The organism is Nocardioides iriomotensis (genome assembly GCF_004168035.1).
GTDB classification, from domain to species: domain Bacteria; phylum Actinomycetota; class Actinomycetes; order Propionibacteriales; family Nocardioidaceae; genus Nocardioides_B; species Nocardioides_B iriomotensis.
The window spans coordinates 261519-288017 of the sequence record NZ_SDPU01000020.1 but is presented as its reverse complement, the minus strand read 5'-3'; the positions used below and the strand labels follow the sequence as shown (position 1 = coordinate 288017).

The window sequence follows — 26499 nt, the reverse complement described above, 5'->3', positions numbered from 1 at the left end:
AGGGGGATGAAGGTCGGGGGCTGACGTGGTCAGGTCGTCCAGATGGCCTCCAGGTCGTGGATCTCGAGGGCGTGGACGGTCAGCGCTCCCCCGTCGGCGTACAGCTCGACGCCGTCGTGGGCGGGGTCGGTGAACACGAGGTTCGTGCCGACGTTCTGACCCTCGTCGAGGAACACCTCGACGGAGCTGGTGTCGACCAGGACCCGGATCTCGTAGGTCCGGCCCGGCGTGGTGTCCCCGGCCGCGGCGGTACGGCGCCCGAAGGCGACCGTGCTGCCGTCGCGGGCGGGCAGCGGCTCGGTCCCCGACGCGCTCCGGTCGAGGAAGACCTGCCCGTCGCGCGGCCGGAGACCGGTGGCGACGTGCGCGCCGGCGCCGTCACTGCGGACCCGGACGCCGACCTCCTCGACCGCGTCGTCCCACGACACGGTCGCGACGAGCTCGAAGGTGGTGCCGCGGTGCGCGAGGGTCGTCACGCCGGACAGCTCGAAGCCGGTCCAGCCCGTGGTCCCCGCGCGCAGCGGCTCGGTCGACAGGGGCCGCTGCACCAGCCGTGGCCGGCCCTGGCGGGTCTCCAGCGCGAGCTCGCGGGGCACCGACATCGCACCGTGCCAGTCACCGGTCGGCGCCTGGTACGGGTACCGCCAGTTCGCCATCCAGCCGAGCCACGTGCGGCCGCCGGTCGGGTCGTCGCTCCAGGTCTGCGCGGCATAGAAGTCCTGGCCGAAGTCGGTGACGTCCACCGCCGCCGGGTCGCCGTCGCGGACGAACGTGGTGCCGTCGAAGTCGCCGACGAACCACTGCGCCGTCGAGCCTTCGGTGGCGTCGCTGTCGCCGACGCTGACGTGCAGCACCCACTTCTCGCGCGCCGGGTCGCCGTCGAGCGGCAGCGGGAACAGGTCGGGGCACTCCCAGACCGCGCTGTGCAGGCCGATGCCCGCGCCGAAGTCGCTGAGGTGCTCCCAGTCGCGCAGGTCGGCCGACCCGAACAGGCTGACCTGGTCGCCGGTGGCGACGACCATCACCCAGCGCCCGGTCGCCTGGTGCCGGAACACCTTCGGGTCGCGGAAGTCCGTCCGGCCGTCGTTGGGAAGCACCGGGTTGGCGTCGTACGGGGTGAAGGTCCGGCCGTCGGGGCTGGTCGCGATGCTCTGCGCCTCGCCGGTGGCCGTGCTGGTGAACACGGTGACGAGGCCGGCGCCGCCACCGAACAGCCCGGAGGTGTCGTGGTGGTCGACGACCGCGCTGCCGGACAGGGCGAGGCTCGCCTCCGTCGACGGTACGGCGGTCGGCAGGTCACGCCAGTACCAGCGGTCGGCGCTGACCGCGTGCGACCACGAGCCGTCGCTCTGGTGGAACAGGTGGTACTCGCCGTCGAAGTGCACGAGGCCGTTCGGGTCGGCGAGGTTCCCGCTCGGCGGCGTGAAGTGGAACCGCGGACGGTAGCGGTCGGCCGTGCGACGCAGACCGGCGTCGGGAGCCGGGGCCGCCGTCGGCGCGGCGGGGCGGGGACCCGGACTGCCGACCGGCGAGCGCGTGCAGGCCCCGAGCGCCAGCAGACCGGCACCGGCGAGGAAGCCTCGACGGCCGAGCCGCGGCATCGAGGCGCGGTTGTGCTGGTCGTGGACGCGCATTGGCTGGGTCTCCCGAGAGGTTGGAGATCGGCCCCCGGCCGGACCATCCGGTCGGCGCGGGGTGTCTGCGAGGGGCGGCGACGGTGCCGCTCTCCGGTACTGCGACACCACCGTGGTGACCTGCGGACAACGTTGTCAACTGACCTCTTGGTAACCGACCGGTCGGTCGGGTGGACGCCGGCCCGGCGGCTACTCGCGAGTGCGACTCACGGGTAGCCGCCACCGCGTCACCGCTCACCACGCGGCGCCGCACCGGCGGGCCGCCGGCGCCTTCACGCAGGTCAGCGGCGCCTTCCGCGGGCCGCCGACGGGGCGCGTCGGAGCCGCTCCGGACTCACGCGACGGAGGGCGCCACGCGGCCGCCGACCGGCTCGCCGGAGACGCTGCGCGAACGGTTGCAGCACGACGGCCGATGTGACCGAGGACGCACCCTCACAGGTGCGGAGGGGGCACCTCGCCGCTTCCTCGAGGCACCAATCGGTGCGGCACGACGACGTGCCGGGGGGTGCTGTCATCGCCGTCGAGCCGGGCGAACAGCAGGTCGGCCGCGACCCGGCCGATCCGTGTGACGTCCTGCCGGACGACGGTGAGGTCCATCAGGTCGGCCGTCGGGAAGTCGTCGAAGCCGACCAGTGCGACCTCGCCGTCGCGGCCGGCGGCGCGCAGCGCCCGCAGCGCGCCGATGCTCAGGATGTTGCGGAGGGCGACGAAGGCGGTGGGCGGGTCCGGCCGCGAGAGGGCCTCGGCAACGGCTCGTTCGGCGTCGTCGTCCGCGCGGAGGTCGGCCCTGACCATCCACTCCTCGACGGGGATTCCCCTGTCCTGCAGTGCTTTCTCGGCTCCACGAAGCCTCAGCGCGGCGGTCTGGATGCTCGGCAGGTCGCTGAGGACGGCGATGCGCTCGTGCCCCCGGTCGAGCAGGTGGCGGACCGCGTCGTACCCGCCCTGGAGGTTGTCGGTGGTGACCGTGTCGGCGTCGATGCCGCGCGGGTGCCGGTCGACGAACACGGTCGGTAGCCCGGCGCGGCGCTCGACGTCGAGGTAGTCGTGCCGGTCCGAGGCGGGCATGATCACCAGACCGTCCACGCGGCGCGACACGAGGTCGGAGACGAGTGCGCGCTCGCGGTCCGGCTCCTCGTCGAGGCTGGCGGCGAGGAGAGCGACCTGCCGTTCGCGGCAGGCGTCCTCGAGCGCACGCAGCAGCTCGCTGGAGAAGCTGTTGGCGAGGTCCTGGACGAGCGCGCCGACGACACGGGTGCCGCCGGTCTTGCGGCGGAGGTTGCTCGCGGCGAGGTTGTGCCGGTAGTCCAGCTGCTCGACGGCGCGCAGCACCTTGTCGCGGACAGCGTCGGTCACGGGTTCGCCGTTGACCACACGCGAGACGGACTTGAAGCTGACGCCCGCGAGCGCGGCGACGTCCTTCATCGTGGGGCGGGGCTTGCCGGCGGCGGGCATACGCCCTTTCTACCACCGACAACGTTGTCGCGCGGCGCTCTGGTCTGGCCGCCTCAGACGCGCGTCAGCGGCAGGTGCGGACCGGGCGGCAGGGACACGGCCACCGGGTCGCCGGCTGCCACAACGCCGCCGCGCGACACGACTCCCATCACGCCGGCGAGCCGCTCGACCGTGCCGTCGTCGTGCCGGCGGACCACCCGCGCGAGCAGACCCGGCTGGAGCGCCTCGATCTGCCGGCACGGGTTGCGCAGCCCGGTCACCGTGACAACGGCCCCGCCGATCGACAGCCTGCTGCCCACCGGCAGCGCAAGCAGGTCGAGGTCGCGGGTGGTGACGTTCTCGCCGAGCAGCCCGGGCGTCACGGCGTGCCCGACCTCGGCGAGCAGGTCGAAGAGCTCGGCATGCATCAAGTGCACCTGGCGGAGGTTGGGCTGGGAGGGGTCGGCGCGTACCCGCGAGCGGTGCTGGACGGTGACTCCGCAGTGCGCGTCACCCTCCACGCCGAGACCCTCGAGCAGCCGGATCCGCTCGACGGTCGGCTTGGAGAACGAGTGGGTGGGGCTGCGGTGCACGGCCAGCACCCGAGCAGTCACCGGGTGGCCTCGCGCAGGCCCGCGTCGACGACGGCGGGGTTGAGCACGCCTTCGATGGCGAGCGCAGCACAGCCGACGAGCCCCGCACGGTCGCCGTGGGCGGCCGGCCGGAACTGCAGGTCGCGCGACCCGGTCGCCGTGGTGTCCGCGTAGACCGTCTCGCGGACGCCGGCGACGTACAGGTCGAACGCCGCGCCCATGTCGCCGCCGATCACCACGACCTCGGGGTTGAGCAGGTTGATCGCCACCGCGAGCACCTCGCCGAGGTGCCGTCCGCTCTCGCGCAGCAGGCCGCGCGAGTCGGGGTCGCCGGCCACGGCGCGGGCGACCAGGTCACGGATGTGCCCGACCTCGCCGCCCTGGTCCTGGAGCCGCGACACCAGCGCCCAGCCTCCGGCGACGGTCTCGAGGCAGCCGGCCGCGCCGCAGCGACAGGAGAGGCCGGTGGCGGCGGGGACCTTGCAGTGCCCGATCTCGCCGGTGGCGCCGGCGTGCCCGCGCACGACGTGGCCTTCGTCGACGATGCCGAGCCCGAGCCCGGTGGACGCCTTGACCACCAGCGCGTGCCGCGGAGCGTCCGGCCGGTGGAACAGCTCCGACTCGGCGAGCACCACCGCGTCGTTGGCCAGGAAGAGCGGTGCGTCCGTGACGGCGGCGAGGTACGGCGCCAGGGCGACCCCGTCCCAGCCGCGCATGACCGGCGAGTCGAGGCTCATGCCGCTTGCCGCGTCGACGGTGCCCGGCAGGCTCATCCCGATGCCGGCGACGGGACCGGGCGTGGTCGCGAGGAGCTCGGCGAGGCCGTGCGCCACCTCGGGCATGAGCTCGTCGGGGCCGACGCCGACCTCGTGGTCACGCGACAGGGCGACGACCTCCTGGCCGTCGAGGTCGAAGACGCCGAGCTGGGATCGCGACCGGCCGACCGCGACGGCGAGCACGACCGCGGCGTCGCGGTTGAACACCAGCGACCCGGGCGGCCGGCCGCCCGTGGAGGCCAGCTCCTCTCCCGGCGAGATCCAGCCGGCGTCGACGAGCGCGGTCACCCGCGACAGCACGGCCGTGCGGGACAGGCCGGTCAGCCGGGACAGGTCGGCGCGGGTCTGCGCCTGGCCGGTCCGGACCAGCTCCAACAGGTCGCCGGCGGTCGCGGGGACACCGGACAGGACGCTGTCGCGCGTGTCGGTCGAGGTCACCAGGCCCTCCTCCCCTCGGCTGACCCGCTACGGCACCGAGCGGGCACTCCGCAACGTAACGCAGTCGTGCGCAAGTCTTCACACTTATGTCTTCTCAAATCCGAAGATACGCTTGCATCGGTTCTAAGTTCTCCCTACCGTCGAGCGCGTGGACCTTGCACCCAGCCATCCCACGAGCGCCACGAGCGCATCGACGCAGCACGCCGCGGCGATCCCGCCGGCGTGCGACTTCGTCGTGTTCGGCGGCACCGGCGACCTCGCCCTGCGCAAGCTGCTGCCGGCGCTGTACCTCCGCGACCTCGAGGGCCAGCTCCCGGACACGACCCGCGTCATCGGCGTCTCGCACAGCCCGCTCGACGACGAGAACTACCGCTCCGACGTACGGCGGGCACTCCTCGAGCACGTGCCGACCGGCAGCTTCGACGAGGCCGCGGTCGACCGGCTGCTGGCCCGGCTGCACCACGTCAGACTCGACTTCACCGACCCGGCCGACTGGCACCTGCTGCACGGGCTGCTCAAGCGGCACGACCCCGGCGACGCCAACCCGGTCCGGGTCTTCTACCTCGCGGTCAGCCAGAGCCTGTTCGGCACGATCTGCCAGCGGCTCGACGAGCTCGGCGTGGTCGACGACCACGCGCGCGTCGTCATGGAGAAGCCGATCGGCCGCGACCTCGAGTCCGCCCGCGAGGTCAACGACGCGGTCGGCGCGGTCTTCGACGAGACCCAGATCTTCCGCATCGACCACTACCTCGGCAAGGAGAGCGTCCAGAACCTCCTGGTGACGCGCTTCGCCAACACCTTCCTCGAGCCGGTCTGGAACGCGCACTGGATCGACCACGTCCAGATCACCGTCGCCGAGTCCCTGGGCGTCGGCGACCGCGGCGGCTACTACGACACCGCCGGCGCGATGCGCGACATGGTGCAGAACCACCTGCTCCAGCTGCTCTGCCTCGTCGCGATGGAGCCGCCGACCGTGGCCTCGCGCGAGGACGTCCGCGACGAGAAGCTCAAGGTGCTCAAGGCCCTCAAGCCGATGAACCCCGACGACGTCGACCGCGCCACCGTGCGCGGCGTCTACGCCCAGGGCCTCGTCGACGGCGCCCCCGTCCCGTCGTACGCCGACGACGTGCCAGCCTCGGACGGGCGCACCGAGTCCTACGTCGCACTGAAGGCCGAGGTGAACAACTGGCGCTGGAAGGGCGTCCCGTTCTACCTGCGCACGGGCAAGCGGATGGACCGCCGCGTCTCCGAGATCGTCGTGGTATTCAAGAAGCCGCCGCACGCGATGTTCCCGCACAGCGAAGGTGCCCACGAGCCCAACCGCCTGCACATCCATCTCCAGCCCGACGAGGGCATGAGGATGCACATGACCGCCAAGGAGCCCGGCCCCGGCGGCATCCGCCTGCGGCCGGTCTCGCTGGACCTCTCGTACGCCGCGACGTTCGACCAGCGGCTGCCCGAGGCCTACGAGCGGCTGCTGATGAACGTCATCCGCGGCAACCCGACCCTGTTTATGCGCCGCGACGAGGTCGAGGCCGCGTGGACCTGGGTCGAGCCGATCCTCCACCGGTGGGCAGCGTCGCCCGACCGGCCGAAGAAGTACGCCGCCGGCACGACCGGCCCCACCGCAGCCGCCACGCTCCTCGAGCGAGACGGCCGAGCCTGGCAGGAGTCCGACCAGTGACCCGTCCCGCCCGCACCGTCCACCCCGTCGTCGCGGAGGTGACCGCGCGCGTCGCCGACCGCAGCGCGCCGCACCGCACGGCGTACCTCGCCAAGATCGACGCCGCCGCCGACCGCGGCCCGGCCCGCACCAAGCTCGCCTGCGCCAACCTCGCGCACGGCTTCGCCGCGTCGGAGCCGGCCGAGAAGAAGGCGCTGATCGGCCGCAGCAAGCCCAACATCGCGATCGTCACCGCCTACAACGACATGCTGTCGGCGCACCAGCCGTACGCCACGTACCCCGAGCAGCTCAAGAAGGCCGTGCTCCGCGCCGGCGGCATCGCCCAGGTCGCCGGCGGCGTGCCCGCGATGTGCGACGGCATCACCCAGGGCCGCGACGGCATGCAGCTCTCGCTGTTCAGCCGCGACCTCATCGCGATGTCCGCGGCGGTCGCGCTGTCGCACGACATGTTCGACGGCGCGCTGATGCTCGGCGTGTGCGACAAGATCGTCCCCGGCCTGCTCATCGGGGCGCTGTCGTTCGGTCACCTGCCGACGGTGTTCGTGCCGGCCGGGCCGATGACGTCCGGCCTGCCGAACGACGAGAAGGCCCGCGTGCGCCAGCTGCACGCCGAGGGCAAGGTCGGCCGCGACGAGCTGCTCGAGGCCGAGGCGGCGTCGTACCACTCCGCCGGCACCTGCACCTTCTACGGCACCGCCAACTCCAACCAGCTGCTGATGGAGGTGCTCGGCCTGCACCTGCCGGGCGCGTCGTTCGCGAACCCCGGCACGTCGGTCCGCGAGGCGCTCACCCGTGCCGCCGCGGCCCGGGTCACGGCGCTGACCCCACAGGGCGGCGAGCCGACGCCGGTCGGCCGGATCGTCGACGAGAAGGCCGTCGTCAACGCCTGCGTCGCGCTGCTCGCCAGCGGCGGTTCCACCAACCACACGCTGCACCTCGTCGCGATCGCGCGCGCCGCGGGCATCGTGCTGACCTGGCAGGACCTGTCCGACCTCTCGGCGGTCGTGCCGCTGCTCGCCCGGGTGTACCCCAACGGCAAGGCCGACGTGAACCACTTCCACGCCGCCGGCGGCATCGCGTACCTCGTGCACACCTTGCTCCGCGCGGGCCTGCTGCACGACGACGTGAACACCGTGATGGGTCGCGGCCTCTGGCGCTACACCACTGAGCCGCGCCCCTCGGGCGACGGTCTCGGCGCCGCCCCGGACGCGCCGGGCATCGCGTGGGAGGAGGGCCCGAAGGCCTCCCTCGACACCGAGGTGCTGCGCGGCGCCGACGAGCCGTTCGCGGTCGACGGCGGGCTGCGGGTGCTCACCGGCCCCCTCGGTACGGCGGTCGTCAAGACGTCCGCGGTCAAGCCCGAGCACCAGGTCGTGACCGCGACGGCGGCCGTGTTCGACGACCAGGCCGACTTCCTGGCCGCCTTCCAGGCCGGCGAGCTCGACGGCCGCGACCTGGTGGCGGTGATTCGGTACCAGGGCCCGGCCGCCAACGGGATGCCCGAGCTGCACAAGCTCACCCCGGCGCTCGGCGTGCTGCAGGACCGCGGCCAGAAGGTCGCGATCGTCACCGACGGCCGGATGTCCGGCGCGAGCGGCAAGGTGCCGGCCGCGATCCACGTGACACCGGAGGCCGCGCTCGGCGGCCCGCTGGCGCGCGTGCGCGACGGCGACCTGGTCACCGTCGACGCCGTCACCGGGCGGCTCGACCTCGACGTCTCCGACGCCGACCTGGCCGCCCGCCAGTCCACCGGCCGCGCGCCGAGCGGCGAGGAGTGGGTCGGCACCGGCCGCGAGCTGTTCGCCGGGTTCCGCGCCACGGTCGGCCCGGCCGACACCGGCGCCAGCGTGTTCCCCGGCCTGGTCACCCCCGAGGAGGTCCCCGTTGTCCAGCACGCCTGAGTCCCTGCTCGACCTGGTCCCGGTCGTCCCGGTCGTCGTCCTCGACGACCTCGACGCGGCGGTCCCGGTCGCCCGGGCGCTGGTCGCCGGCGGCCTGCCGGTGATCGAGCTGACCCTGCGCACCCCGGTCGCGCTCGACGCGATCCGGGCGATCGCCGACGAGGTCCCCGAGATCACCATCGGCGCCGGCACGGTCGTCGAGCCGCACCAGGCCAAGGAGGCGGCCTCCGCGGGCGCGTCCTTCCTGGTCTCCCCCGGCGCCACACCCACCCTGCTCGGCGCGATGCGCGACACCGGCCTGCCGTTCCTGCCGGGCACCGCGACGGTGTCGGAGGTGCTCGCGGCGCTGGAGCACGGCTGCACCGAGCTGAAGTTCTTCCCCGCCGAGCAGTCCGGCGGCGCGGCGTTCCTCCAGAGCATCAGCAGCGTCGTGCCGGCCGCGCGGTTCTGCCCGACCGGGGGGATCACCGCCGCGTCGGCCCCGACCTACCTCGCGCTGCCCAACGTCGGCTGCGTCGGCGGGTCGTGGATCACCCCGGCCGACGCCGTGCGCGCCGGCGCTTGGGAGCGGATCAGCGACCTCGCCGGCGAGGCCGCCGCGCTCGCTACGGCGTGAGCACGTAGCCCGCGACGCCGTCCGGGCCGAACACCTCGACGACCGGGCCGTCCACCAGGACGGTCCTGTCGCCGTCCTTCACCGTCCGGTCGGCGACGGCCGGGTGCGGCGACAGCACGACCCGGTCGCCGGCGAGCCCGAGCACGTGCGGCACCGAGTGCGCGCCGGCCCAGCCGGCCTCGAGGTCGGCGACGCCGCGGAGCCAGTGGATGAGGCACGGGCGGCCGTCGGCGTCGCGGAACGCCGAGGAGGCGTAGTGCGCGCCGTGCGTCAGCCGCTGCCACGAGCGCGCCTCGAACCGGTCACCGACGAGGTCACCGACGGCCGCCGCGACGTACCGCGTGTGCCCCTCGGACCACACGGACACGACCAGCACCCAGGCGTCGTCGACACGCAGCAGCTGCGGGCACTCCCAGGCCGTCCCCGTCCACACCGGGTCGCGGTCGGCGTCGCGGCGCGAGGTGAGCACGCCGGCGTAGGTCCAGCCTTCGAGGTCGTCGGAGGTCCAGGACAGGGCGGCCGCGGTGCCGTCGCTCAGGCCCGCGCCGACGACCATCCGCCAGGACGTGCCGTCGTGGAGCACGAAGGGGTCGCGGAGCTGCACCAGGTCGAGGTCGTCCGGCAGCGGGACGACCGCGCCGTCGACCTTCTTCCACGCCGTCCAGGTGTCGTCGGTGGGACGCGCCTCCTGGACCGTGCCGAGGTCCGGCGCGTCGACGGCGACCGAGGTGTAGAACATCCGGCCCACGTTGGCGTCGACCACGGTGCCGGACCAGATGCCGCCGTCGGCGTCGTCGGGCGCCAGCACGACCGGCTGCTCGGTCCAGTGCACGAGGTCGTCGCTGACCGCGTGCCCCCAGTGCTGCGCGACGTCCCAGACGAGGGAGCCGGGGACGTGCTGGAAGAACAGGTGGTAGCGGCCGTCGCGCCAGGTGACGCCGTAGGGGTCGTTGACCCAGCCGCTCGTGGGGGTGAAGTGCAGCTCGGGTCTCACACGGACTCCCGGGTCACGGTCGGGCAGGCGATCACGTGTCGCAGCGTCCCGGAGGGCTCGCCGGTGTCGAGCCCGAGCAGCACCTGCACCGCCCGCGCACCGATCTCGTAGTGCGGCAGCGCCACGGTCGTGAGCGGCGGGCGGACGTGGCCGGCGATGATCTCCTGGTTGTCGAAGCCGACCACGGCCATGTCGGCCGGCACCCGCAGGCCGCGCTCGCGCAGGGCGTCGTACAGGCCCATCGCGACGCGGTCGTTGTAGCAGAACACCGCGGTCGGCGGCTCGGTCATGGCGAGCAGCTTCTCGGCGGCGGTCCAGCCGCTCTCCTGGTGGCTGCCCAGCGTGAGCACGAGGCCTTCGTCGAACGGCACGTCACGCGCGGCGAGCGCTGCCTGGTAGCCCTCGAGGCGGCCGCGGGTCGCGGGCGCGTCCTCGACGGAGTTCACGAACGCGATCCGGGTGTGCCCGGCGTCGAGCAGCACGTCGGTCGCCGACCTGCCGCCCTGGACCTCGTCGGGGACGACGCACGGCAGGCTCGACCCCTCGGCGTAGCAGTTGGCCAGCACCACCTGGGCGTTGCGCAGGTCGGCGGGGACCTCCACCTCGCGGTGGTAGTACGTCGAGTAGAGGATGCCCGCGACCTGGTGCTCCAGCAGCATCCGCAGGGCCTGCGCCTCGACGTCCTTCTCCTCGTCGGTGTTGGCGACCAGCAGCACGTAGCCGTGCCGCCAGGCCTCGTCCTGCGCGCCCTGGATCAGCTGTCCGGCGAACGGCGTGGTGGCGATCGCGTCCGCGACCACGCCGATGAACCGCGAGCTGCCCGAGCTCAGGCTCTTGGCCAGCGCGTTGGGCCGGTAGCCCAGCTCGCGCACCGCCGCCCACACGCGCTCACGGGTGGCCTCGCTGATCCGCATCGTGTGCTTGTCGTTGATGACGAACGACACCGTCGCCGACGACACCTCCGCCAGGCGCGCCACATCGGCGATCGTCGCCCGGCGGGCGGGCGTGCTCGCCTCGGTCATGCCCTCATCCTCCCCCTCAGCCCTTGGTCGCACCGGACTCCAGCCCGTAGATGATCGCCTTGTTGAGGACGAGGAAGACCAGCAGGAGCGGCGTGACGGTGACACAGACTGCCGCGAACGTCGCCGTCCAGTCCATCGACCCCATCGCGCCCATGTAGTTCTGCAGCCCGAGCGGGATCGTCTTGAGGTCCTCGCTGAGCACGAACGTGTTGGCGAAGACGAAGTCGTTCCAGATGAAGATGCTGTTCACGAACACCACTGTCACCACGGTGTTCGCCGACAGCGGCGCGGTGATCTGGGCGAAGATCCGATACGGACCGGCACCGTCGAGCGCGGCCGCCTCGTAGGTCTCGCGCGGGATGTACTGGAAGAACGACGAGAACAGGTACACCGACATCGGCAGCGAGAAGCCCGCCAGCGGGATGATCATCGACTGGTACGTGTCGAGCAGGTTCACCTGCGAGTAGTTGAGGAACAGCGGCACCAGCGCGACGTGCACCGGCACGATGATCCCGATCAGGAACAGCCCGTGCACCACCTTGCTGCCGCGGAACTCGAGCACGGTCAGCGCGTACGCCGCCATCATCCCGAGCACCACGATCAGCGCGTTGGACACGACCGTCACGACCAGGCTGTTGAAGACGTAGCGCGGCAGCGGCGCGAGCTCCCAGGCGCGGCGGTAGTTCTCGAGCGTCAGCTCGCTCGGGAAGGCGAACGGGTTGCCGGCCGCGAACTCACCGGCCGGACGCAGGCTGGTGAGCAGCACCCACACGAGCGGGTAGACCTGCACCAGCACGATCGCCGCGACCAGCGCGGTGACGCCGTGCCGCGCCAGCCGGAGCCGGCGCACCCGCTCGGGGGCGGGCGGACGGGTGACGGCGTGCTCCTCAGTGGCACGCCGGCTCAGCGTGGTGGCGCTCATGACGCGTACCTCCCGGAGCGACGGACCAGCCCGATCAGCAGCACCGCGACGACGCACTGCAGGACGATGAACACCGAGAGTGTGCTGGCGTAGCCGAAGTTCGTGCTGGTGAAGGCGGTCTTGTACATGTACGTCGTCAGCAGCTCCGAGGCGTGGCCCGGGCCGCCGTTGGTCAGCAGGTAGGGGATGTCGAAGCCACGCAGGCTGTACGTCGCCGCCATGATCGCGGTGGTCAGGAAGACCGGCCGGATGTAGGGGAACCGGATCTGCGTGAAGATCCGCCACTCCGAGGCCCCGTCGAGCCGCGCGGCCTCCTCGAGCTCCTTCGGCACGGCGATGAGGGCGGCGTACAGGATCAGCATGTAGAGGCCTGCGAACCGCCACCCCTCCGGGGCGGACACGGCGACCAGCACGGTGTCGAGGTCGGAGAGCCAGGGCCGCTGCAGGCCGTCGAGCCCGACCGCGCCGAGCGCGGCGTTGACCAGGCCGAGCGGCTCCAGGGAGTAGATCCGGCGGAACATCAGGGCGATCGCGACGGTGCTGACGATCGCCGGCAGCAGGTACGCGGTCTTGACCAGCTCCCGCCCGCGCCGCACGTAGGTGAGCAGGTTGGCCAGCAGGAGCGCGACGACGAGCTGGAAGAACAGGCTGACGGCCAGGTAGACCAGGCCGTGGCCGGTCGCCTTCCAGAAGATGTCGTCGTCGAAGAGCATCTGGCGGTAGTTGTCGAGACCGACGAAGGTCATCGCGGACAGGCCGTCCCACTCGAAGAAGCTGAGCACCAGCGAGTGCAGGATCGGGCCGACGACCGCGACCAGGTAGAGCCCGAGAGGCGGCAGCAGGAACACCAGCACCGCGGTCCGGGAGCGGTTCGTGAGCATCGTGGTTCCTCCTGTTCGGTGTCGTAGGTGGGGCGGGGTTCAGGGTTCCGCGGAGCCGGCCGGGCGACCGGAGGATCACCCGGCCGACCGGTCCGCGGGTGGCTACTCGAAGTACTTCGGGGCGTTCTCGGAGATCGTCTCGTCGACGGTCGCCAGGAACTCGTCCGGCGTGGTCTCACCCTGCGCGAGGAGGGTGAGCTCCTGCTGGAGGCGCGAGTTGGACGTGGGGTCGAGCTGGGTGTCCCACGGCATCGCGGTCTGGTCGCCGAGGTCGTCCATCTGGGCCACGACCTTGTCGAACAGCTCCGACCCGCTCTCGGGGGCCGCGGTCTCGACGTTCGTCGTCGAGCTGAACCGGCCCTGGGCGGCGTACCGCTTCGGGTACTCCTCCAGCAGGTAGGTCACGAAGTCCTTGACCAGCGGGTCGAAGGTGCGCGAGTTGATCGCGGTGCCGATGCCGGAGACCACGGTGAACTCGTTGGGGTCGGTGACAGCACCGTCGGTCGTCGGCAGCGTGAAGTAGTCGATCGCCCCCGCGGTCGCGGGCGGCAGGTCCCCGAGGAACGTGGGCAGCTCCCACGTGCCGATCTGGTAGATCGCGGCCTTGCCCGTCGTGAACAGGTCCCGGGCGTCGGTGTAGCCGGTGGACGAGAAACCGTCGGGGAAGCAGCCTGCCTGGCCGAGGTCGTGGATCCACCCGGCGGCCTGGCGCCCGGGCTCGTCGGTGATCGACGCCTCGCCCTTCTTGAGCTCCTTGACGTAGTCGGGGCCGGCGGTGCGGAACGGGTAGTAGGACATGTACCGCTCGAGCGGCCACTGGTCCTGGCCGTCGAGGGCGATCGGCACGACCCCGGCGTCGCGGAGCGGGCCGCAGGTGTCGACCAGGTCGTCGAGCGTCTCAGGCACGTCGATGCCGGCCTTGTCGAAGAGCTTGGTGTTGAACCAGAAGGCCTCGAGCTCGAACTCGAACGGCATCAGGAACAGCCCGCCGTCGTCGAAACGCTGGTAGTCCAGGGCCAGCGGCCGGTAGTCGTCGAGCATGCCGAGCTCGTCGAGCAGCTTCTCCACGTCGACCATGTCGCCGCGGGCGCGGAGCTTGTCGGCGAAGGGCGTGGCGTCGGTGTCGAAGAACTCCGGCAGCTTCTTGGCGGTGGCCAGCGTCTCCAGCTTCTGCAGGTACGACGGCCGGTCGGGCGTCGTGATCAGCTCCAGCGAGAAGCCCGGGTGCTCCTTGCCGTAGTCGGCCGCGATGTCCTGCACGGTCGTGATGACGGCGCCGTCGGCGGGTCGCGACAGCAGCCACGAGATCGCGCGCGGCTCGATGTCACCGCTCACCTTGGTCGGGTCGGTGTTGCCCGTGCCGCTCGCGCCCCCGCAGGCCGTGAGGGCCAGGGCCAGCAGGAGTGCCAGGCCCCATCGTGTGTACTTCATCCTTCGTTCCTCCATGAAGAGCACGCCATCGACCGGCGTGGGGACAGTGTCAGGGACGACGCCGGAGGCGCACGTCCGTGAAGGTCGCGTGACCCTCGGTGACGAACAGCCCGAGCCCGCCGTCGCGCTTGTCGTACAGGCGGCCGCTCATCGCGACCCGGTCGTCGAGGTACGCCGTGAACGCGGTGCCGTCCACGAGCACCTCCAGCCGGTGCGGCCCGGGCGCCAGGTCGACCGCCCGCTCGAGCTCGAGCACCTGCGGCACGTCGCCGCTGATCTGCCACTGGGCGTCGCCGGTGCGCAGCCGCGGCCACCGGTCGAAGGTGAGCCGGCCGGCGCGCGGCTCCAGGCGGACGGCGTACCCCTCGTCGCCGTCCTGTCCCGACCGCAGCACGACACCGACCGCCGAGGTGCCGGCGCCGACCTCGACGTCGACGGTGAGCAGGAACGTGTCGGGCAGCGGACCCGCCACGGCACAGGCGTGCCCGTCGGGAACGTCGACCCCGAGCCGGTCCCAGTCGCCCAGCACCGGAGCGAACGTGACGCGGTCCTCCTCGGTGAACGACGCCCGGACGGTGTCGGGGAGCCGGACGTCGAGGGCGCCGTCGGGGCGCTGCACCAGCTCGTGCACGGTCATCGCGCCGGCCCACTCCCACGCGCCGTCGTCGGTCTCGCCGGCCTTGGTGGGGATCCAGCCGATCGCGAAGCGGCGGCCGTCCTCGTCCGCCGCGCTCTTGGCGGCGTAGAACGCGCGGCCGTCCAGCGAGTCGTCGGCGGCCGGCAGCAGCCAGGGCCCGAGCGGGTCGCGGCTCATCCGGTAGCGGGTGGTGAACCGCTCGGAGAACTCGGAGTACACCAGGTACCACCAGTCCCCCATCCGGAACACCTCCGGGCACTCCTGGGTGACGTAGAGCGCCGGGTCCCAGAACGGCTCGACGACCTCCCAGTTGGCGAGGTCCCACGAGGCGCACTGGGCGACGACGCCGCGGCGACGGTCGGGGCCGGTCAGATGCCGCGCGGCGAGCAGCATCCGCCAGGGGCCCTCCGGGTCCGGCCGGAACACGAACGGGTCGCGCCAGTCGGCGCGGTCGTAGCGGTCGCCAGGGGCGGCGAAGGTGTCCTGCGGCTGCTTCACCCAGGTGGCCATGCCGTCGTGGCTCACCGCGTGCATGACGACCTGGAGCGGGACGCCGGTGGCCTCGTCCACGATCTTGGGGTTCTGACCCGTGTAGAAGACGTGGTGCACGCCGTCGGACTCGACCACGCTGCCGGTGTAGGCGTTGAAGTCGTCGGCCGCGGCGTCGCCGTTGGCCAGCCCGGTGCCGGCCTCGTCGTACGTCACGAAGTCGCGGGTCCGCAGCAGCTGCCAGGGCGTGCCTTCGCCGGGGTGCCGGTCGAGCAGGTAGAAGAGCCAGAACTCGCCGCCGTGGCGGAACGGGATCACGTCGCCGACGAAGCCGTCGGACGGCGTGTAGAAGACGCGGTGGTCTTCCTTCTGCGGGTGCGGCACGGTTCCTCCGGTGCGTTTAAGCGTTTTAGTTATGCGCTTTAGCAGACCGTAGAGGTCATCCGCTGTGACGTCAAGCACACCGGGCGAACTCGTCCCGATCGGTGCGTGCGAGGATGCGCGCGTGCGGAAGAGCGGCCTGTCGATGGACGACCTCGCCCGCCACCTGGGGCTCAGCCGGGCGACGGTCTCCTTCGCGCTCAACGGCCGCACCGACGTCCGGATCAGCGAGGCGACCCGGGCGCGGGTGGTCGCCGCGGCGCGCGAGCTCGGCTACCGGCCGCACGCGGGCGCCCAGTCCCTCGCCGCGCAGCGCACCGACCTCATCGGGTTCGTCACCGACATCCCGGCCAGCCCGTTCGGCGGCGGCATCATCCACGGCGCCCAGGCGGCGGCGTGGCGGAGGCACAAGCTGCTGCTGATCGTCAGCTCGGAGGGCGACCCGGAGATCGAGGCCACCGGTGTCGAGATGCTCCTCGATCGCCGTGTCGAGGGTCTGGTCTACGCGACCCAGATGCACCGGGTCGCGACGCTGCCCGCCGCCGTCGAGGCGGTCCCCACCGTGCTCGTGCACTGCACCAGTGACCGACCCGGCGCCGTCAGCGTGCTTCCCGACGAGGTCGAGGGCGGGTACGCCGCCACCCGGCGGCTCCTCGCCGCCGGCCACCGCCGGATCGGCCTGGTGAACCTCGCCGCCGGCTTGCCGGCCAGCACCGGTCGCCGGTCCGGCTACGAGCGGGCCCTCACCGAGGCCGGGCTGGAGCTCGAGCCCGCCCTGGTCCGGCAGGGCGACGCGACGGCGACGACCGGCTACGACCTCGCGGCCCGGCTCCTCGACCTCGCGGACCCGCCGACCGGGCTGTTCTGCGCCACGGACCGGATGGCGATGGGCGCCTACGACGCGGCCAAGGAGCGCGGGCTGCGCATTCCCGAGGACGTCGCGGTCGTCGGCTTCGACAACCAGGAGATCGTCGCCGCCTACCTGCGTCCGGCGCTCACCACCGTCGCCCTGCCCTTCGCGGAGATGGGGGTCGCGGCGGTCGAGATGCTGGCCGCGACGGCGGCCGGGGAGCGGGTCCTGGATCGCACCCTGACCGGCCGGCTGGTCGAGCGCGCCTCCGTCTGACTCCTCGCCCGCGCGTCGTCCCCGTCCCTTGACGCACCGATGTGACGACCGTTACGTTCCGCTGCTAACGCGCGTTAGTTCCGTCACATCCACTCGGACAGGGAGTCAGGAACCGCCATGCCGACCAGGCCCGCGACACACTCCGGATCGCCCCGGCGACGACGCGCTCGGTGCGCGTCGGCCGCCCTCGCGACCATCACCACCCTGCTCACCAGCGCGCTCGCCACGCTGACGACGACCCCGGCCGACGCGACCGCGCCGCCCGAGGACTCGCTGCGCGCCCGCTACCACCTGACCGGTCCGCCGGGCTGGCTCAGCGACCCGCAGCGCCCGGTCTGGGCCGGCGGGAGGTACCACCTCTACTACCTCTTCAGCGACGCGCCCGACACCGGCCAGGGCGACTGGCACCACGCCACGACCACCGACAACGTCGTCTTCACCGACCAGGGCACCGCGATCCCCAAGGGGCCGGACTTCCCGGTGTGGACCGGGTCCGCGGTCGTCGACACCGGCAACACCGCCGGCTTCGGTGCGGGCGCGGTGGTCGCGCTCGCCACCCAGCCGACCGGTGGCGACCGCTACGACCAGGAGCAGTACCTCTGGTACTCCACCGACGACGGCCACACCTTCACGCCGTACGGCGCCCCGGTGATCGACAACCCGGACCCCGGCAACGAGGACTGGTTCCGCGACCCCAAGATCGAGTGGGACCCGGCCCGCGACGAGTGGGTCGCGGCCATCGGCCGCAACCAGTTCATGAGCTTCTACACGTCCCCCGACCTCAAGCACTGGACCTTCCGCTCGGACTTCGAGTACCGCACCCCCGACATCGGCGGCATGGAGTGCCCCGACCTGTTCCGCATCCGCGCCGACGACGGGACCGTCAGGTGGGTGCTGGCCGCCAGCACGCAGGGCGACCGCAGCGGCCTGCCCGACACCTACGGCTACTGGACCGGCGAGTGGAACGGCACCGCGTTCGTCCCGGACCACCCCGACCCGAAGTGGCTCGACTGGGGCTGGGACTGGTACGCCGCCGTGAGCTGGCCCGACCACACCCAGCCGCTCGACCGGCGGTACGCCGTCGGCTGGATGAACAACTGGCGCTACGCCTCGCTCAGCCACACCCCGACGTACGCCACCGACGGCACCAGCGGCCAGATGTCGCTGGTCCGCAGCATCCGGCTGGCCAAGCGGGGGCCGGGTGCCGGCGACTACCACCTGCTCTCCGAACCGGTCCCCGGGCTGGCCGACCACGTCGCCGAGACCCGCGCACTGCCGGACCGGATCGTCAACGGGCAGGTCGAGCTCGACTACCGCGGCACCGCCTACGAGCTCGAGGCCGACGTGTCGTGGACCCAGCTCGAGAACGTCGGCGTGACCGTGGGCGTGCCGCCGGACCGCAGCCGCGGCACCAACATCGGCGTGTGGCAGGGCGACCGGCTCTACGTGGACCGCTCCGGCTCCGACCGGCCGGGCGAGGCGCCGGACCTGTCGTTCGGGCCCTACCAGCAGTCGGAGTCGCCCTTCGGACCCGATGCCACCTCGGTCCACCTGCGCATCTTCGTGGACAGGACGAGCGTCGAGGTCTTCGCCGACGAGGGCAAGGTCGTGCACTCCAGCCTGGTGCACTTCCGGCGGGGCGACGACGGCATCCGGCTCTACGCCTCCGGCGGCGCCGCCCAATTCACGAACATGCGGATCCGCGAGTGCGACGACGTCACCGCGGCGACGTCCCGGCCGGCGCCGTACGCCGGGTTCGAGGGCACCGGCTGGGACGGCTGGTCGACGACCGGCGCGGCGTTCGGCACCGGGCCGGCGGCGGGCACGCTTCCCGACCAGCAGCCGGTCACCGGCTTCTCCGGCCAGCGGCTGGCGAACAGCTACCACGGCGGTGACGCCGCGACCGGCCTGCTGAAGTCACCGGACTTCACGGTCACCGAGCCGTTCGTGAACTTCCTGATGGGCGGCGGCCACAACCCGGCGCCCGCCGAGCTCGTCAACGATTTCGAGGGCAGCGACTGGGGCCCCGGCTGGTCCGGCACCGGCAGCTTCGCCGGGCAGGGACCGACGGCGTCGTCGCTGCCGAACCAGAGCGGCGCCCAGGTGCTCGACACCTTCGTCAACGGCGGCGACTCCTCGACCGGCTCGGTGTGGTCGCCGGAGTTCACGATCACCCGCGACCAGGTCGACCTGCTCGTCGCCGGCGGCAACCACCGGTGGGGCGAGCCGGCCACGACGTCGGTGAACCTCCTCGTCGACGGCGAGGTACGCCGCACCGCGACCGGCCGCAACGACGACGTGCTCCGACGCGTCACCTGGGACGTGCACCAGCTCGTCGGGAAACGGGCCCGGATCGAGGTCGTCGACGACAACACCGGCGGTTGGGGCCACCTGATGGTCGACCGGGTGGTGTTCACCGACGACGCCACCCTGGGTCTCGGCGACCCCGATGCGCAGACCACGGTGAACCTCGTCGTCGACGGGAAGGTCGTCCGCACCGCCACCGGCCAGGACGAGGAGCGGCTGCGCTGGGCGTTGTGGAACGTCGCCGACCTCGAGGGGCGCACCGCCCACCTCGAGGTCATCGACCGGGCCACCGGCGGCTGGGGGCACGTGACCGCGGACGAGATCTCGTTCGACGACCGACCGGCCTCCTGACGCTCGACGACCGCGGCCCGATGTTTCGAGAGGGTTCGGTCGGGAATCCTGACTGACGAACCGCGCTACCCCGCCGTCTCTCGGGAACGGCGGGTTTCGCGCGTCTCGGGCCCCTCAGCCGTGCAGCAGGTCGCCGAAGACGTCGCCCTCGTCGTCGATCCGGGCGAGCACCTCGTCGAGCAGCAGGTGGTCGATCTCCTCGGCGTCCTCGGCGCCGGCCTCGATCTCGTCCCAGGTCCGCGGGGCGGCGACGTACGGCCGATTGCGCCCGCGCAGGGAGTACGGCGTGATGGTGGTCTTGGCGGCGGTGTTCTGCGACCAGTCGAGGAACACCTTGCCGGGGCGGAGGGTCTTGGTCATCTTCCAGACCACGAGGTCACCGCGCTCGTCGGTAAGCTCGCGCGCGACCTCCTGCGCCGCGTCGCGGACCTCGTCGGCGGTCTTGTCGCCCGGGAGGGCGGCGTACAGGTGCAGGCCCTTGCTGCCCGACGTGACCGGCGCGCAGGACAGCCCGCGCCCCTCGAGCTTGTCGCGCACGAGGAGCGCCACCTGGCAGCACTCCCCCAGGCCGGCGGGCGCGCCGGGGTCGAGGTCGATGACCAGCCGGTCGGGGTGCAGCGGCTGCTGCTTGCCGTTGAACTTCCACTGGTGGACGTGCAGCTCGAGCGAGGCGAGGTTGGCGAGGTAGGTGAGCCCGGCGGTGTCGTCGACGAGGGGGTAGGTGATCCGGTCGCCGCCGCCCCGGGACCCGGTCGAGGAGACCGTCACCGAGCGGAGCCACTTGGGCGCGCCGTTGGGCAGGTTCTTCTCGAAGAACTGGTGGCTCGCCGTGCCGTCGGGCCAGCGGATCCGGGTCACCGCGCGGTCGGCCAGGTGCGGCAGCAGCACCGGCGCCACCTGCGCGTAGTAGTTGAGCACCTCGCCCTTGGTCGTGCCGGACTCGGGGTAGAGCACCTTGGCCAGGTTGCTGATCTTGAGCGTCCGCCCGTCGACCTCGACCATCACCTCGTCAGGCATGCGGGACCACCTCCTCCGGCGTGAGGTCGGTGCGTACCCCGAGGAAGGCCGGCTGACGCAGCCGCCCGGCGGGCGTGAAGCCGAGCGCGGCGACCTCGACGACGACCTCGGGCACCAGCCAGGTCGTGCCGAGCGCGTCGACCTTCGGCACCTCGTCGACGAAGGGCGAGACGTCGGTCTCGTACGGCGCCAGCACGTCGAGCAGCCGCTGCCCGGCCTTCCCGGCGATGCCGCTGCCGACCCGACCGCGGTAGCGCAGGCCGCCGCCCGCCGGCTCGCCCACGAGCACGGCGCCGATCCGGGTCCGGCTGTCGGTCTCGCGGCGCCAGCCGCCCACGACGTACGACCCGCTGGCCCGGTGCGGGAACTTCAGCCAGTCCGCGCTGCGCCGCCCGGGGTGGTAGCGCGAGCTGCGCTTCTTGGACACGATCCCCTCGAGGCCCTGCTGCTCGGTGGCCGCCATCAGCATCAGGCCGTCGTCGTACGCCGCAGGCACCTGCCAGTGCACGTCGGCGAGCCCGAGGCCCTCCAGCCGAGCCCGCCGCTCGGTCAGCGGCAGCCCCATCAGGTCCTCGCCGTCGAGACGCAGCAGGTCGAAGGCGAGCAGCGTGACCGGGTTCCTCTCCGCGAGCGCGCGGGCGCGCGCGGCCTGGCTGACGTGCATCCGGTCGGCGAGCGCGCCGAACTTCGGCACACCGTCGAGGAACGCGACGACCTCGCCGTCGAGCAGCACCTCGTGGTCGAGGTCCGCGAGCGCGTGCAGCTCGGGGAACGTGACGGTGACGTCGTTCTCGTTGCGCGACCAGAGCCGCACCTTCCCGCGGCCCGCCTCGACGACGACCCGCATGCCGTCCCACTTCACCTCGTGCATCCAGGCGTCGTCGGCGGGTACGCGGCTGCCACGGGTAGCCAGCATCGGACGCATGGGTCCATCCTGACGCAACGGCGTCAATCCCATGCGACCGTGGCCGATCCACCTAGGTTCGAGCCATGACCCGCGTCCGCACCGCGCTCTATCTCGACTTCGACAACGTGTTCAGCGGCCTGCACCGGTTGGACCCCGCGGCGGCGAAGTCATTCGCCCAGGACCCGGGCGCGCTTCTCGAGCGGCTGGCGACCTCGTCCACGCTCGACGGGCAACGAGCCTGGCTCGTGCGTCGCTGCTACATGAACCCGAACGGATGGATCGCGCCACCGGGCTCATCGTCGCGCGCTGACCGCATCTACTTCTCGGGCTTTCGGCCCTACTTCACGCGCGCCGGCTTCGACGTGGTCGACTGCCCCTCCTTGACACAGGGAACCAAGAACGCGGCCGACATCCGACTGGTTCTCGACGCCTTCGAAGCCCTGTCCGCCCCGACGCGGTACGACGAGTTCGTACTCGCGTCCGGCGACAGCGACCTCACTCCGCTACTCGTGAGGATCCGCGCCGCCGACCGGCGCACGACCATCCTCTCGCCGTTCGACGCTGCAGCTGCCTTCACGGCCGTTGCCGACAAGCTCATCGACGGGCAGCGCACCCTCGAGCTCCTGCAGGAGGAGGACGACTCGGATCCAGCCGTCATCGCCTCAACAGCGGGGACCGAGACGAACGAGCAGACCTTCGACTCCTTCGGACGGTTGGTTCGTGAGAAGTACGCCTCCGCGGCACAGCCGATCAACCTGGCGACACTGGCGCACGAGCTGAACCAGGAGCTCGGTACGTCCACGTCTGGCTGGTTCGGCCACGGGAGCTTCGCCGCGGCCCTGCGCGGTCTCGATCTACCGGGCCTGACGATCGATCAACACCTCCTCTGGGACGCCCGCCGACACGAACCCCCCGCGCTCGGCGAGTCGGTCGCACGCTTTCCGGGCGAGCCCCCTGCGATCGCCAGACTGGCGGCCCTGCAGAACCTCCCACGGCTCGATTCTCAAGACTGGCGGCGCGTCTACGGCGTCCTCGCGGAGTTCGCTGCCACGCATCCGTTCTCCGCAACCGAGGCAACGAAGTGGTCCAGGGATCAACTTACGGAGGCCGGGGCTCCCGTCAGCCGTGGCTCGATCGGTTTCGTCATGAACGGAGCGGCTTACGGCGGGTCGCCGCTGCACCGGTCGCCAGCTCCGACTGCGGACGAGATCGCCGGGGCCTTCGTCAAGAATGCGCTGTCGCGTGCGCGCGCCGCCGGCATCGAGCTCTCCGATGAGGAGGAAGTGGCGGTCGCTGACTGGCTGGGTCGCCCCTAGGACAGGTGCGTTCGCACCCATGACGCCTCCCTTGCCGATGAGTACGGTGATCACTGACGGTCTACGTACGTGACCGGAGGTTTGGGCCGGTCGGGACCACCACGAGACGAGGGAGACGAGCATGCCGAGGGCGATCTGGAAGGGCGCGGTGTCGTTCGGGCTGGTCAGCGTGCCCGTCAAGCTGTACGCCGCCACCGAGAGCCACGACATCTCGTTCCGGCAGGTGCACGCGAAGGACGGCGGCCGGATCCGCTACCAGCGCGTGTGCAGCGTCGACGGCGAGGAGGTCGAGTACGCCGACATCGCCAAGGGCTACGAGACCGACGACGGCGAGATGGTCGTGCTCACCGACGACGACTTCGCCGACCTGCCGGCGAGCAGCAGCCGCGAGATCTCGGTCGAGAAGTTCGTGCCGCGCGAGCAGATCGACCCGATGTGGCTGGAGAAGAGCTACTACCTCGAGCCCGACGCCGCCGCGGCCAAGCCCTACGCCCTGCTGCGCGAGGCACTGACCGAGGCCGACCGGGTCGCGGTGGTGACCGTGTCGCTGCGCAGCCGGATGACCACCGCGGTGCTGCGCGTGCGCGACGACGTGATCGTGATGCAGACGATGATGTGGCCCGACGAGGTCCGCAAGCCCGAGTTCTCCGGGCTCGACGCGGCCGACATCGACGTGAAGCCGCAGGAGCTGCAGATGGCGCGGATGCTCGTCGAGACCCTCGCCGGCGACTACGACCCCGACGAGTTCGAGGACGACTACCAGGAGGCGCTCGAGGCGCTGGTGCGCTCCAAGCTCGAGGGCGGCGAGGTCACCCACGTCGAGAGGAAGGAGGCCACCGGAGGCGAGGTGGTCGACCTGCTCGCGGCGCTGCAGAAGTCCGTCGACGCGGCCAAGACCGCGCGCGGCGAGAGCACCTCGGAGACGACGAAGGCGCCGGCCAAGAAGACGGCGAAGCAGACCGAGAAGAAGGCCGAGAAGAAGGCTCCGGCCAAGAAGACCGCCACGAAGACGGCGAGCAAGACGGCGAAGAAGACCACCGCGAAGAAGGCGGCGAAGAAGGCGTCCTGACCTCTGATCGCCGAGGGGTCACTCAGCCCGCGACACGCCGACCACGAGCAGGACTTCCTGACTCCTCGGCGTGGGCGCGGGCCGCGGCCGAGTCGGGGAACCGGCGGTCGACGGCGCTGAACACCGCGTCGGACAGGCGCGGCGCGACCAGGTTGAACACCTCGCCGAGCGAGCCGGCCAGCACGTTGACGGTCAGCGGCCGGTCCTCCAGCGCGCGCACGATCCGGGCCCCCGCTTGCTCGGGCGAGAGCGCCGGCAGCTTCGCGTAGGCCTCGGTCGGCCCGATCATGTCGGTGCGCACCAGCGCCATCCGGACGTTGGTGAAGGTCACGCCGTCCGCGTAGAGCTCGCGGCCGGCGATCCGGCTCCAGGTGTCGAGCGCGGTCTTGGAGGCGATGTACGCCGAGAACTTCGGCGCCTTCACCTGCACGCCCCAGGTCAGCACGTTGACGACGTGGCCGTCGCCGCGCTCGGCCATGCCGGGCAGCAGTCCGAGCAACAGCCGCACCGGGCCGAAGAAGTTGACTGCCATCGTGCGCTCGACGTCGTGCATCCGGTCGTAGGACAGCCGGATGGAGCGACGGATCGAGCGGCCGGCGTTGTTGACCAGCATGTCGACGCCGCCGTGCCGGTCGACCACGTCGCGCACGAGCGCGTCGACCGCGTCACCGTCGGTGAGGTCGCAGGGGTGGGCGTACGCCGTACCGCCGAACGCGGCGATCTCGTCCCGGACCCGCTCCAGCGCGTCGGCGCGACGCGCGACCAGCAGCACCGTGGCACCCCGCTCGGCGCACAGCAGAGCGGTCGCCTCGCCGATCCCGGACGACGCACCCGTGACGAGGATCCGCTTGCCCTGCAGGGGGTTCCGCGGCTGCGCGCCCGGGAGCCGGTCGAGCAGGTGCCGTCGCACGAACGCCTTCGGGGTGGTGAGGAGCAGGCTCACAGCACGGGCCTCCGGTCCGCCCAGGGCTGCGCCTTCTCGACCTGAGCCGCGAGCGAGAGCAGCGTCGTCTCGTCGTCGCGCCGGCCGACGAGCTGCACCCCGAGCGGCAGGCCGTCGGTGCCGAACCCGACCGGGACGTTGGCGGCGGGGTTGCCGGTGACGTTCCAGAGCGCGGCGTATGCCGACGCCGGGAGGGACTTCAGCAGGCTCCGCACCGTGCCGAGGCCCTGCACCGACCCGGCGACGGGCGGGCGGTGCGCGATCGTCGGGGTCAGCAGCACGTCCACGTCGTCGAAGACCTGGTTGACCTTGCGGGCGACTGCCTCGCCCTGCCGGATCGCCCACTCCACGGCGCCCGGGCGCACCCAGGCGCCGAGGCGCGCGGTCTCGCGGGTACGGCGCTCGAGCAGGTCGCGCCGCTCGACCATGTCGCACTCGCGGCGGATGGCGCCGAAGTACTGCACGAGGAAGGGCGCGGTGGCGTCCGGGTAGTGCGGGTCGACCTCGGCGACGTCGTGGCCGAGCCCGGCCAGCAGCTCCGCCGTCGCGGCGACCGCGCGCACGTGCTCGGGGTGCGGCCGGACCCCCGGCGCGGGCGACCGGGTCGCCCAGCCGATGCGCAGCCGACCGGGATCGGTGGCCGCCGCCTCGGCGAACGTCGTGTGCGGCTCCGCGGCGTGCCAGCGGTCGGTGGGCAACGCGCCCCGGATCACGTCGTAGACGAGCGCGCTGTCCGCGACCGACCGCGCGAGCGGGCCGGTGGTGCCCAGCGCCCACCAGGGGTGCTGGAAGGGCGCGTCGGTCACGCGTCCGCGCGCGGGCTTGAGGCCGAAGAGCCCGCAGGCCGCCGACGGCACGCGGATCGAGCCGCCGCCGTCGCCGCCGATGGCGACCGGCACCAGTCCCGCGGCGACGGCCGCCGCGGAGCCGCCGCTGGAGCCGCCGGGCGAGCGGACCGTGTCCCAGGGGTTGCGCGTGATGCCGTGCGCGCCGGAGTCGGTGTAGGGCACCTGGCCGAACTCGGGCATGTTCGTCTTGCCGACCACCACCGCCCCGGCGGCACGCAGCCGCCGCACGACCTCGGCGTCCTGCGCCGCCGGCGTGCGGTTGGCCCGGCCGCCGAACGTGGTCACGCAGCCCGCGACGTCGACCTCCTCCTTGATCGCGACGGGTACGCCGTGCAGCGGCCCACGCTCGCCGGCCGGCGTCTCGTCGCGCGCCGACGCCTCGTCGAGCGCCCGCTCGCCGAGCACGACGGTGAACGCGTTGAGGGCGCCGTCGTACCGGTGGATCCGCTCGATGGTCGCCGCGACGAGGTCGCGAGAGGTGACGCTGCCGTCGCGGACCGCCGCGGCCTGGCCGGTGACGCCGGAGAAGAAGAGATCGTCGTCCACGCGGCCGAGGTTACTCACCAGTCACGTCCGTCGTGACCATGGCGTCGGTCACACCGCAGGCGGGACAGTGGGCACACGTGCGAGGACAGGGGGTCTGCGATGGGCAAGCCGTGGCGGTGCCGGTTCGGCTTCCACCAGGACGAGCGGAAGCACGCGGTCGACGGCGAGGGCTACTACGCCAGGTGCCGCCGCTGCGGCCGCGAGCGCGACATCCGGCCCAAGATCGCGGGCTGAGC

General features: G+C 72.1%; 22 protein-coding genes. 8 read left to right on the top strand and 14 right to left on the bottom strand.

Features of this window, described 5'->3' with window-relative positions; genetic code table 11:
• Positions 1 to 29: 29 nt before the first annotated feature.
• The 4 genes from ETU37_RS07975 to ETU37_RS07960 all read right to left on the bottom strand — a co-directional run bounded on the left by ETU37_RS07975 (position 30) and on the right by ETU37_RS07960 (position 4875).
• Positions 30 to 1634 carry a glycoside hydrolase family 32 protein gene (locus ETU37_RS07975; protein ID WP_129986706.1) on the bottom strand — a complete coding sequence of 535 codons (1605 nt, stop codon included), beginning with the start codon at positions 1632 to 1634 and terminating at the stop codon, positions 30 to 32.
• Between the two features lie 432 nt (positions 1635 to 2066).
• Positions 2067 to 3089: a LacI family DNA-binding transcriptional regulator gene (locus ETU37_RS07970; protein WP_129986705.1), complete on the bottom strand. Its 1023-nt coding sequence runs from the start codon at positions 3087 to 3089 to the stop codon at positions 2067 to 2069.
• Between the two features lie 53 nt (positions 3090 to 3142).
• Positions 3143 to 3682: an MOSC domain-containing protein gene (locus tag ETU37_RS07965; RefSeq protein ID WP_129986704.1), complete on the bottom strand. Its 540-nt coding sequence runs from the start codon at positions 3680 to 3682 to the stop codon at positions 3143 to 3145.
• Entirely contained in the window at positions 3679 to 4875 is a 1197-nt protein-coding gene (locus ETU37_RS07960) for an ROK family transcriptional regulator (RefSeq protein ID WP_240755617.1), read from the bottom strand. Before ETU37_RS07960 ends, ETU37_RS07965 begins: the two co-directional genes overlap by 4 nt.
• Before the next feature lie 148 nt (positions 4876 to 5023).
• On the opposite strand from ETU37_RS07960, the gene zwf reads away from it, so the two are divergent.
• From zwf to eda, 3 genes are read left to right on the top strand one after another with little or no spacing between them, the layout of a single operon-like run.
• Complete coding sequence (gene zwf / locus ETU37_RS07955) at positions 5024 to 6559, top strand: glucose-6-phosphate dehydrogenase (protein ID WP_240755616.1); 1536 nt, start codon at positions 5024 to 5026, stop codon at positions 6557 to 6559.
• Positions 6556 to 8460, top strand: coding sequence for a phosphogluconate dehydratase (edd, locus tag ETU37_RS07950; RefSeq protein ID WP_129986703.1), 1905 nt, complete (start codon positions 6556 to 6558; stop codon positions 8458 to 8460). Before zwf ends, edd begins: the two co-directional genes overlap by 4 nt.
• The gene (gene eda, locus ETU37_RS07945) at positions 8444 to 9076 is read left to right on the top strand and encodes a bifunctional 4-hydroxy-2-oxoglutarate aldolase/2-dehydro-3-deoxy-phosphogluconate aldolase (protein WP_129986702.1); all 633 of its coding nucleotides are present in this window, start codon (positions 8444 to 8446) and stop codon (positions 9074 to 9076) included. The genes edd and eda overlap by 17 nt, the downstream gene beginning before the upstream one ends.
• Here the strand turns inward: eda and ETU37_RS07940 are convergent.
• From ETU37_RS07940 to ETU37_RS07915, 6 genes are all read right to left on the bottom strand, one after another.
• On the bottom strand, positions 9066 to 10070 hold the full coding sequence (locus tag ETU37_RS07940) for a glycoside hydrolase family 32 protein (RefSeq protein ID WP_129986701.1): 1005 nt from the start codon (positions 10068 to 10070) through the stop codon (positions 9066 to 9068). The genes eda and ETU37_RS07940 overlap by 11 nt on opposite strands.
• Entirely contained in the window at positions 10067 to 11092 is a 1026-nt protein-coding gene (locus ETU37_RS07935) for a LacI family DNA-binding transcriptional regulator (RefSeq protein WP_129986700.1), read from the bottom strand. Before ETU37_RS07935 ends, ETU37_RS07940 begins: the two co-directional genes overlap by 4 nt.
• Positions 11093 to 11108: 16 nt before the next feature.
• Positions 11109 to 12014: a carbohydrate ABC transporter permease gene (locus ETU37_RS07930; RefSeq protein ID WP_129986699.1), complete on the bottom strand. Its 906-nt coding sequence runs from the start codon at positions 12012 to 12014 to the stop codon at positions 11109 to 11111.
• A complete protein-coding gene (locus ETU37_RS07925; RefSeq protein ID WP_129986698.1) occupies positions 12011 to 12895 on the bottom strand; it encodes a carbohydrate ABC transporter permease in 885 nt (294 codons plus the stop codon). The genes ETU37_RS07930 and ETU37_RS07925 overlap by 4 nt, the downstream gene beginning before the upstream one ends.
• A gap of 102 nt (positions 12896 to 12997) precedes the next feature.
• Complete coding sequence (locus tag ETU37_RS07920) at positions 12998 to 14326, bottom strand: ABC transporter substrate-binding protein (protein ID WP_129986697.1); 1329 nt, start codon at positions 14324 to 14326, stop codon at positions 12998 to 13000.
• Between the two features lie 49 nt (positions 14327 to 14375).
• Positions 14376 to 15836 carry a GH32 C-terminal domain-containing protein gene (locus tag ETU37_RS07915; protein ID WP_129986696.1) on the bottom strand — a complete coding sequence of 487 codons (1461 nt, stop codon included), beginning with the start codon at positions 15834 to 15836 and terminating at the stop codon, positions 14376 to 14378.
• A 121-nt stretch (positions 15837 to 15957) separates the two neighbouring features.
• On the opposite strand from ETU37_RS07915, the gene ETU37_RS07910 reads away from it, so the two are divergent.
• Together ETU37_RS07910 and ETU37_RS07905 are read left to right on the top strand one after the other, a co-directional pair.
• A complete protein-coding gene (locus ETU37_RS07910) occupies positions 15958 to 16959 on the top strand; it encodes a LacI family DNA-binding transcriptional regulator (protein ID WP_206053793.1) in 1002 nt (333 codons plus the stop codon).
• A 117-nt stretch (positions 16960 to 17076) separates the two neighbouring features.
• Positions 17077 to 19617 carry a glycoside hydrolase family 32 protein gene (locus ETU37_RS07905; protein ID WP_129986695.1) on the top strand — a complete coding sequence of 847 codons (2541 nt, stop codon included), beginning with the start codon at positions 17077 to 17079 and terminating at the stop codon, positions 19615 to 19617.
• Between the two features lie 114 nt (positions 19618 to 19731).
• Here ETU37_RS07905 and ligD (ETU37_RS07900) read toward each other — a convergent pair whose 3' ends face one another.
• Together ligD (ETU37_RS07900) and ligD (ETU37_RS07895) are read right to left on the bottom strand one after the other, a co-directional pair.
• Positions 19732 to 20634 (bottom strand): non-homologous end-joining DNA ligase, encoded by a 903-nt coding sequence (gene ligD / locus ETU37_RS07900; RefSeq protein ID WP_129986694.1) that lies wholly within the window; start codon positions 20632 to 20634, stop codon positions 19732 to 19734.
• On the bottom strand, positions 20627 to 21559 hold the full coding sequence (gene ligD, locus ETU37_RS07895; protein ID WP_129986693.1) for a non-homologous end-joining DNA ligase: 933 nt from the start codon (positions 21557 to 21559) through the stop codon (positions 20627 to 20629). Before ligD (ETU37_RS07895) ends, ligD (ETU37_RS07900) begins: the two co-directional genes overlap by 8 nt.
• 65 nt (positions 21560 to 21624) lie before the next feature.
• Here ligD (ETU37_RS07895) and ETU37_RS07890 point away from each other — a divergent pair, with 65 nt between their 5' ends.
• Complete coding sequence (locus ETU37_RS07890) at positions 21625 to 22857, top strand: NYN domain-containing protein (RefSeq protein WP_129986692.1); 1233 nt, start codon at positions 21625 to 21627, stop codon at positions 22855 to 22857.
• 121 nt (positions 22858 to 22978) lie between these two features.
• Positions 22979 to 23926 carry a non-homologous end joining protein Ku gene (gene ku, locus ETU37_RS07885; protein ID WP_129986691.1) on the top strand — a complete coding sequence of 316 codons (948 nt, stop codon included), beginning with the start codon at positions 22979 to 22981 and terminating at the stop codon, positions 23924 to 23926.
• 22 nt (positions 23927 to 23948) lie between these two features.
• Here ku and ETU37_RS07880 read toward each other — a convergent pair whose 3' ends face one another.
• Positions 23949 to 24869, bottom strand: a complete 921-nt coding sequence (locus tag ETU37_RS07880; protein ID WP_240755615.1) for an SDR family NAD(P)-dependent oxidoreductase — start codon at positions 24867 to 24869, stop codon at positions 23949 to 23951.
• Positions 24866 to 26263: an amidase gene (locus ETU37_RS07875; protein WP_129986690.1), complete on the bottom strand. Its 1398-nt coding sequence runs from the start codon at positions 26261 to 26263 to the stop codon at positions 24866 to 24868. Before ETU37_RS07875 ends, ETU37_RS07880 begins: the two co-directional genes overlap by 4 nt.
• Positions 26264 to 26362: 99 nt before the next feature.
• On the opposite strand from ETU37_RS07875, the gene ETU37_RS23850 reads away from it, so the two are divergent.
• Positions 26363 to 26497, top strand: coding sequence for a hypothetical protein (locus ETU37_RS23850; RefSeq protein ID WP_276319680.1), 135 nt, complete (start codon positions 26363 to 26365; stop codon positions 26495 to 26497).
• Positions 26498 to 26499 lie beyond the last annotated feature (2 nt).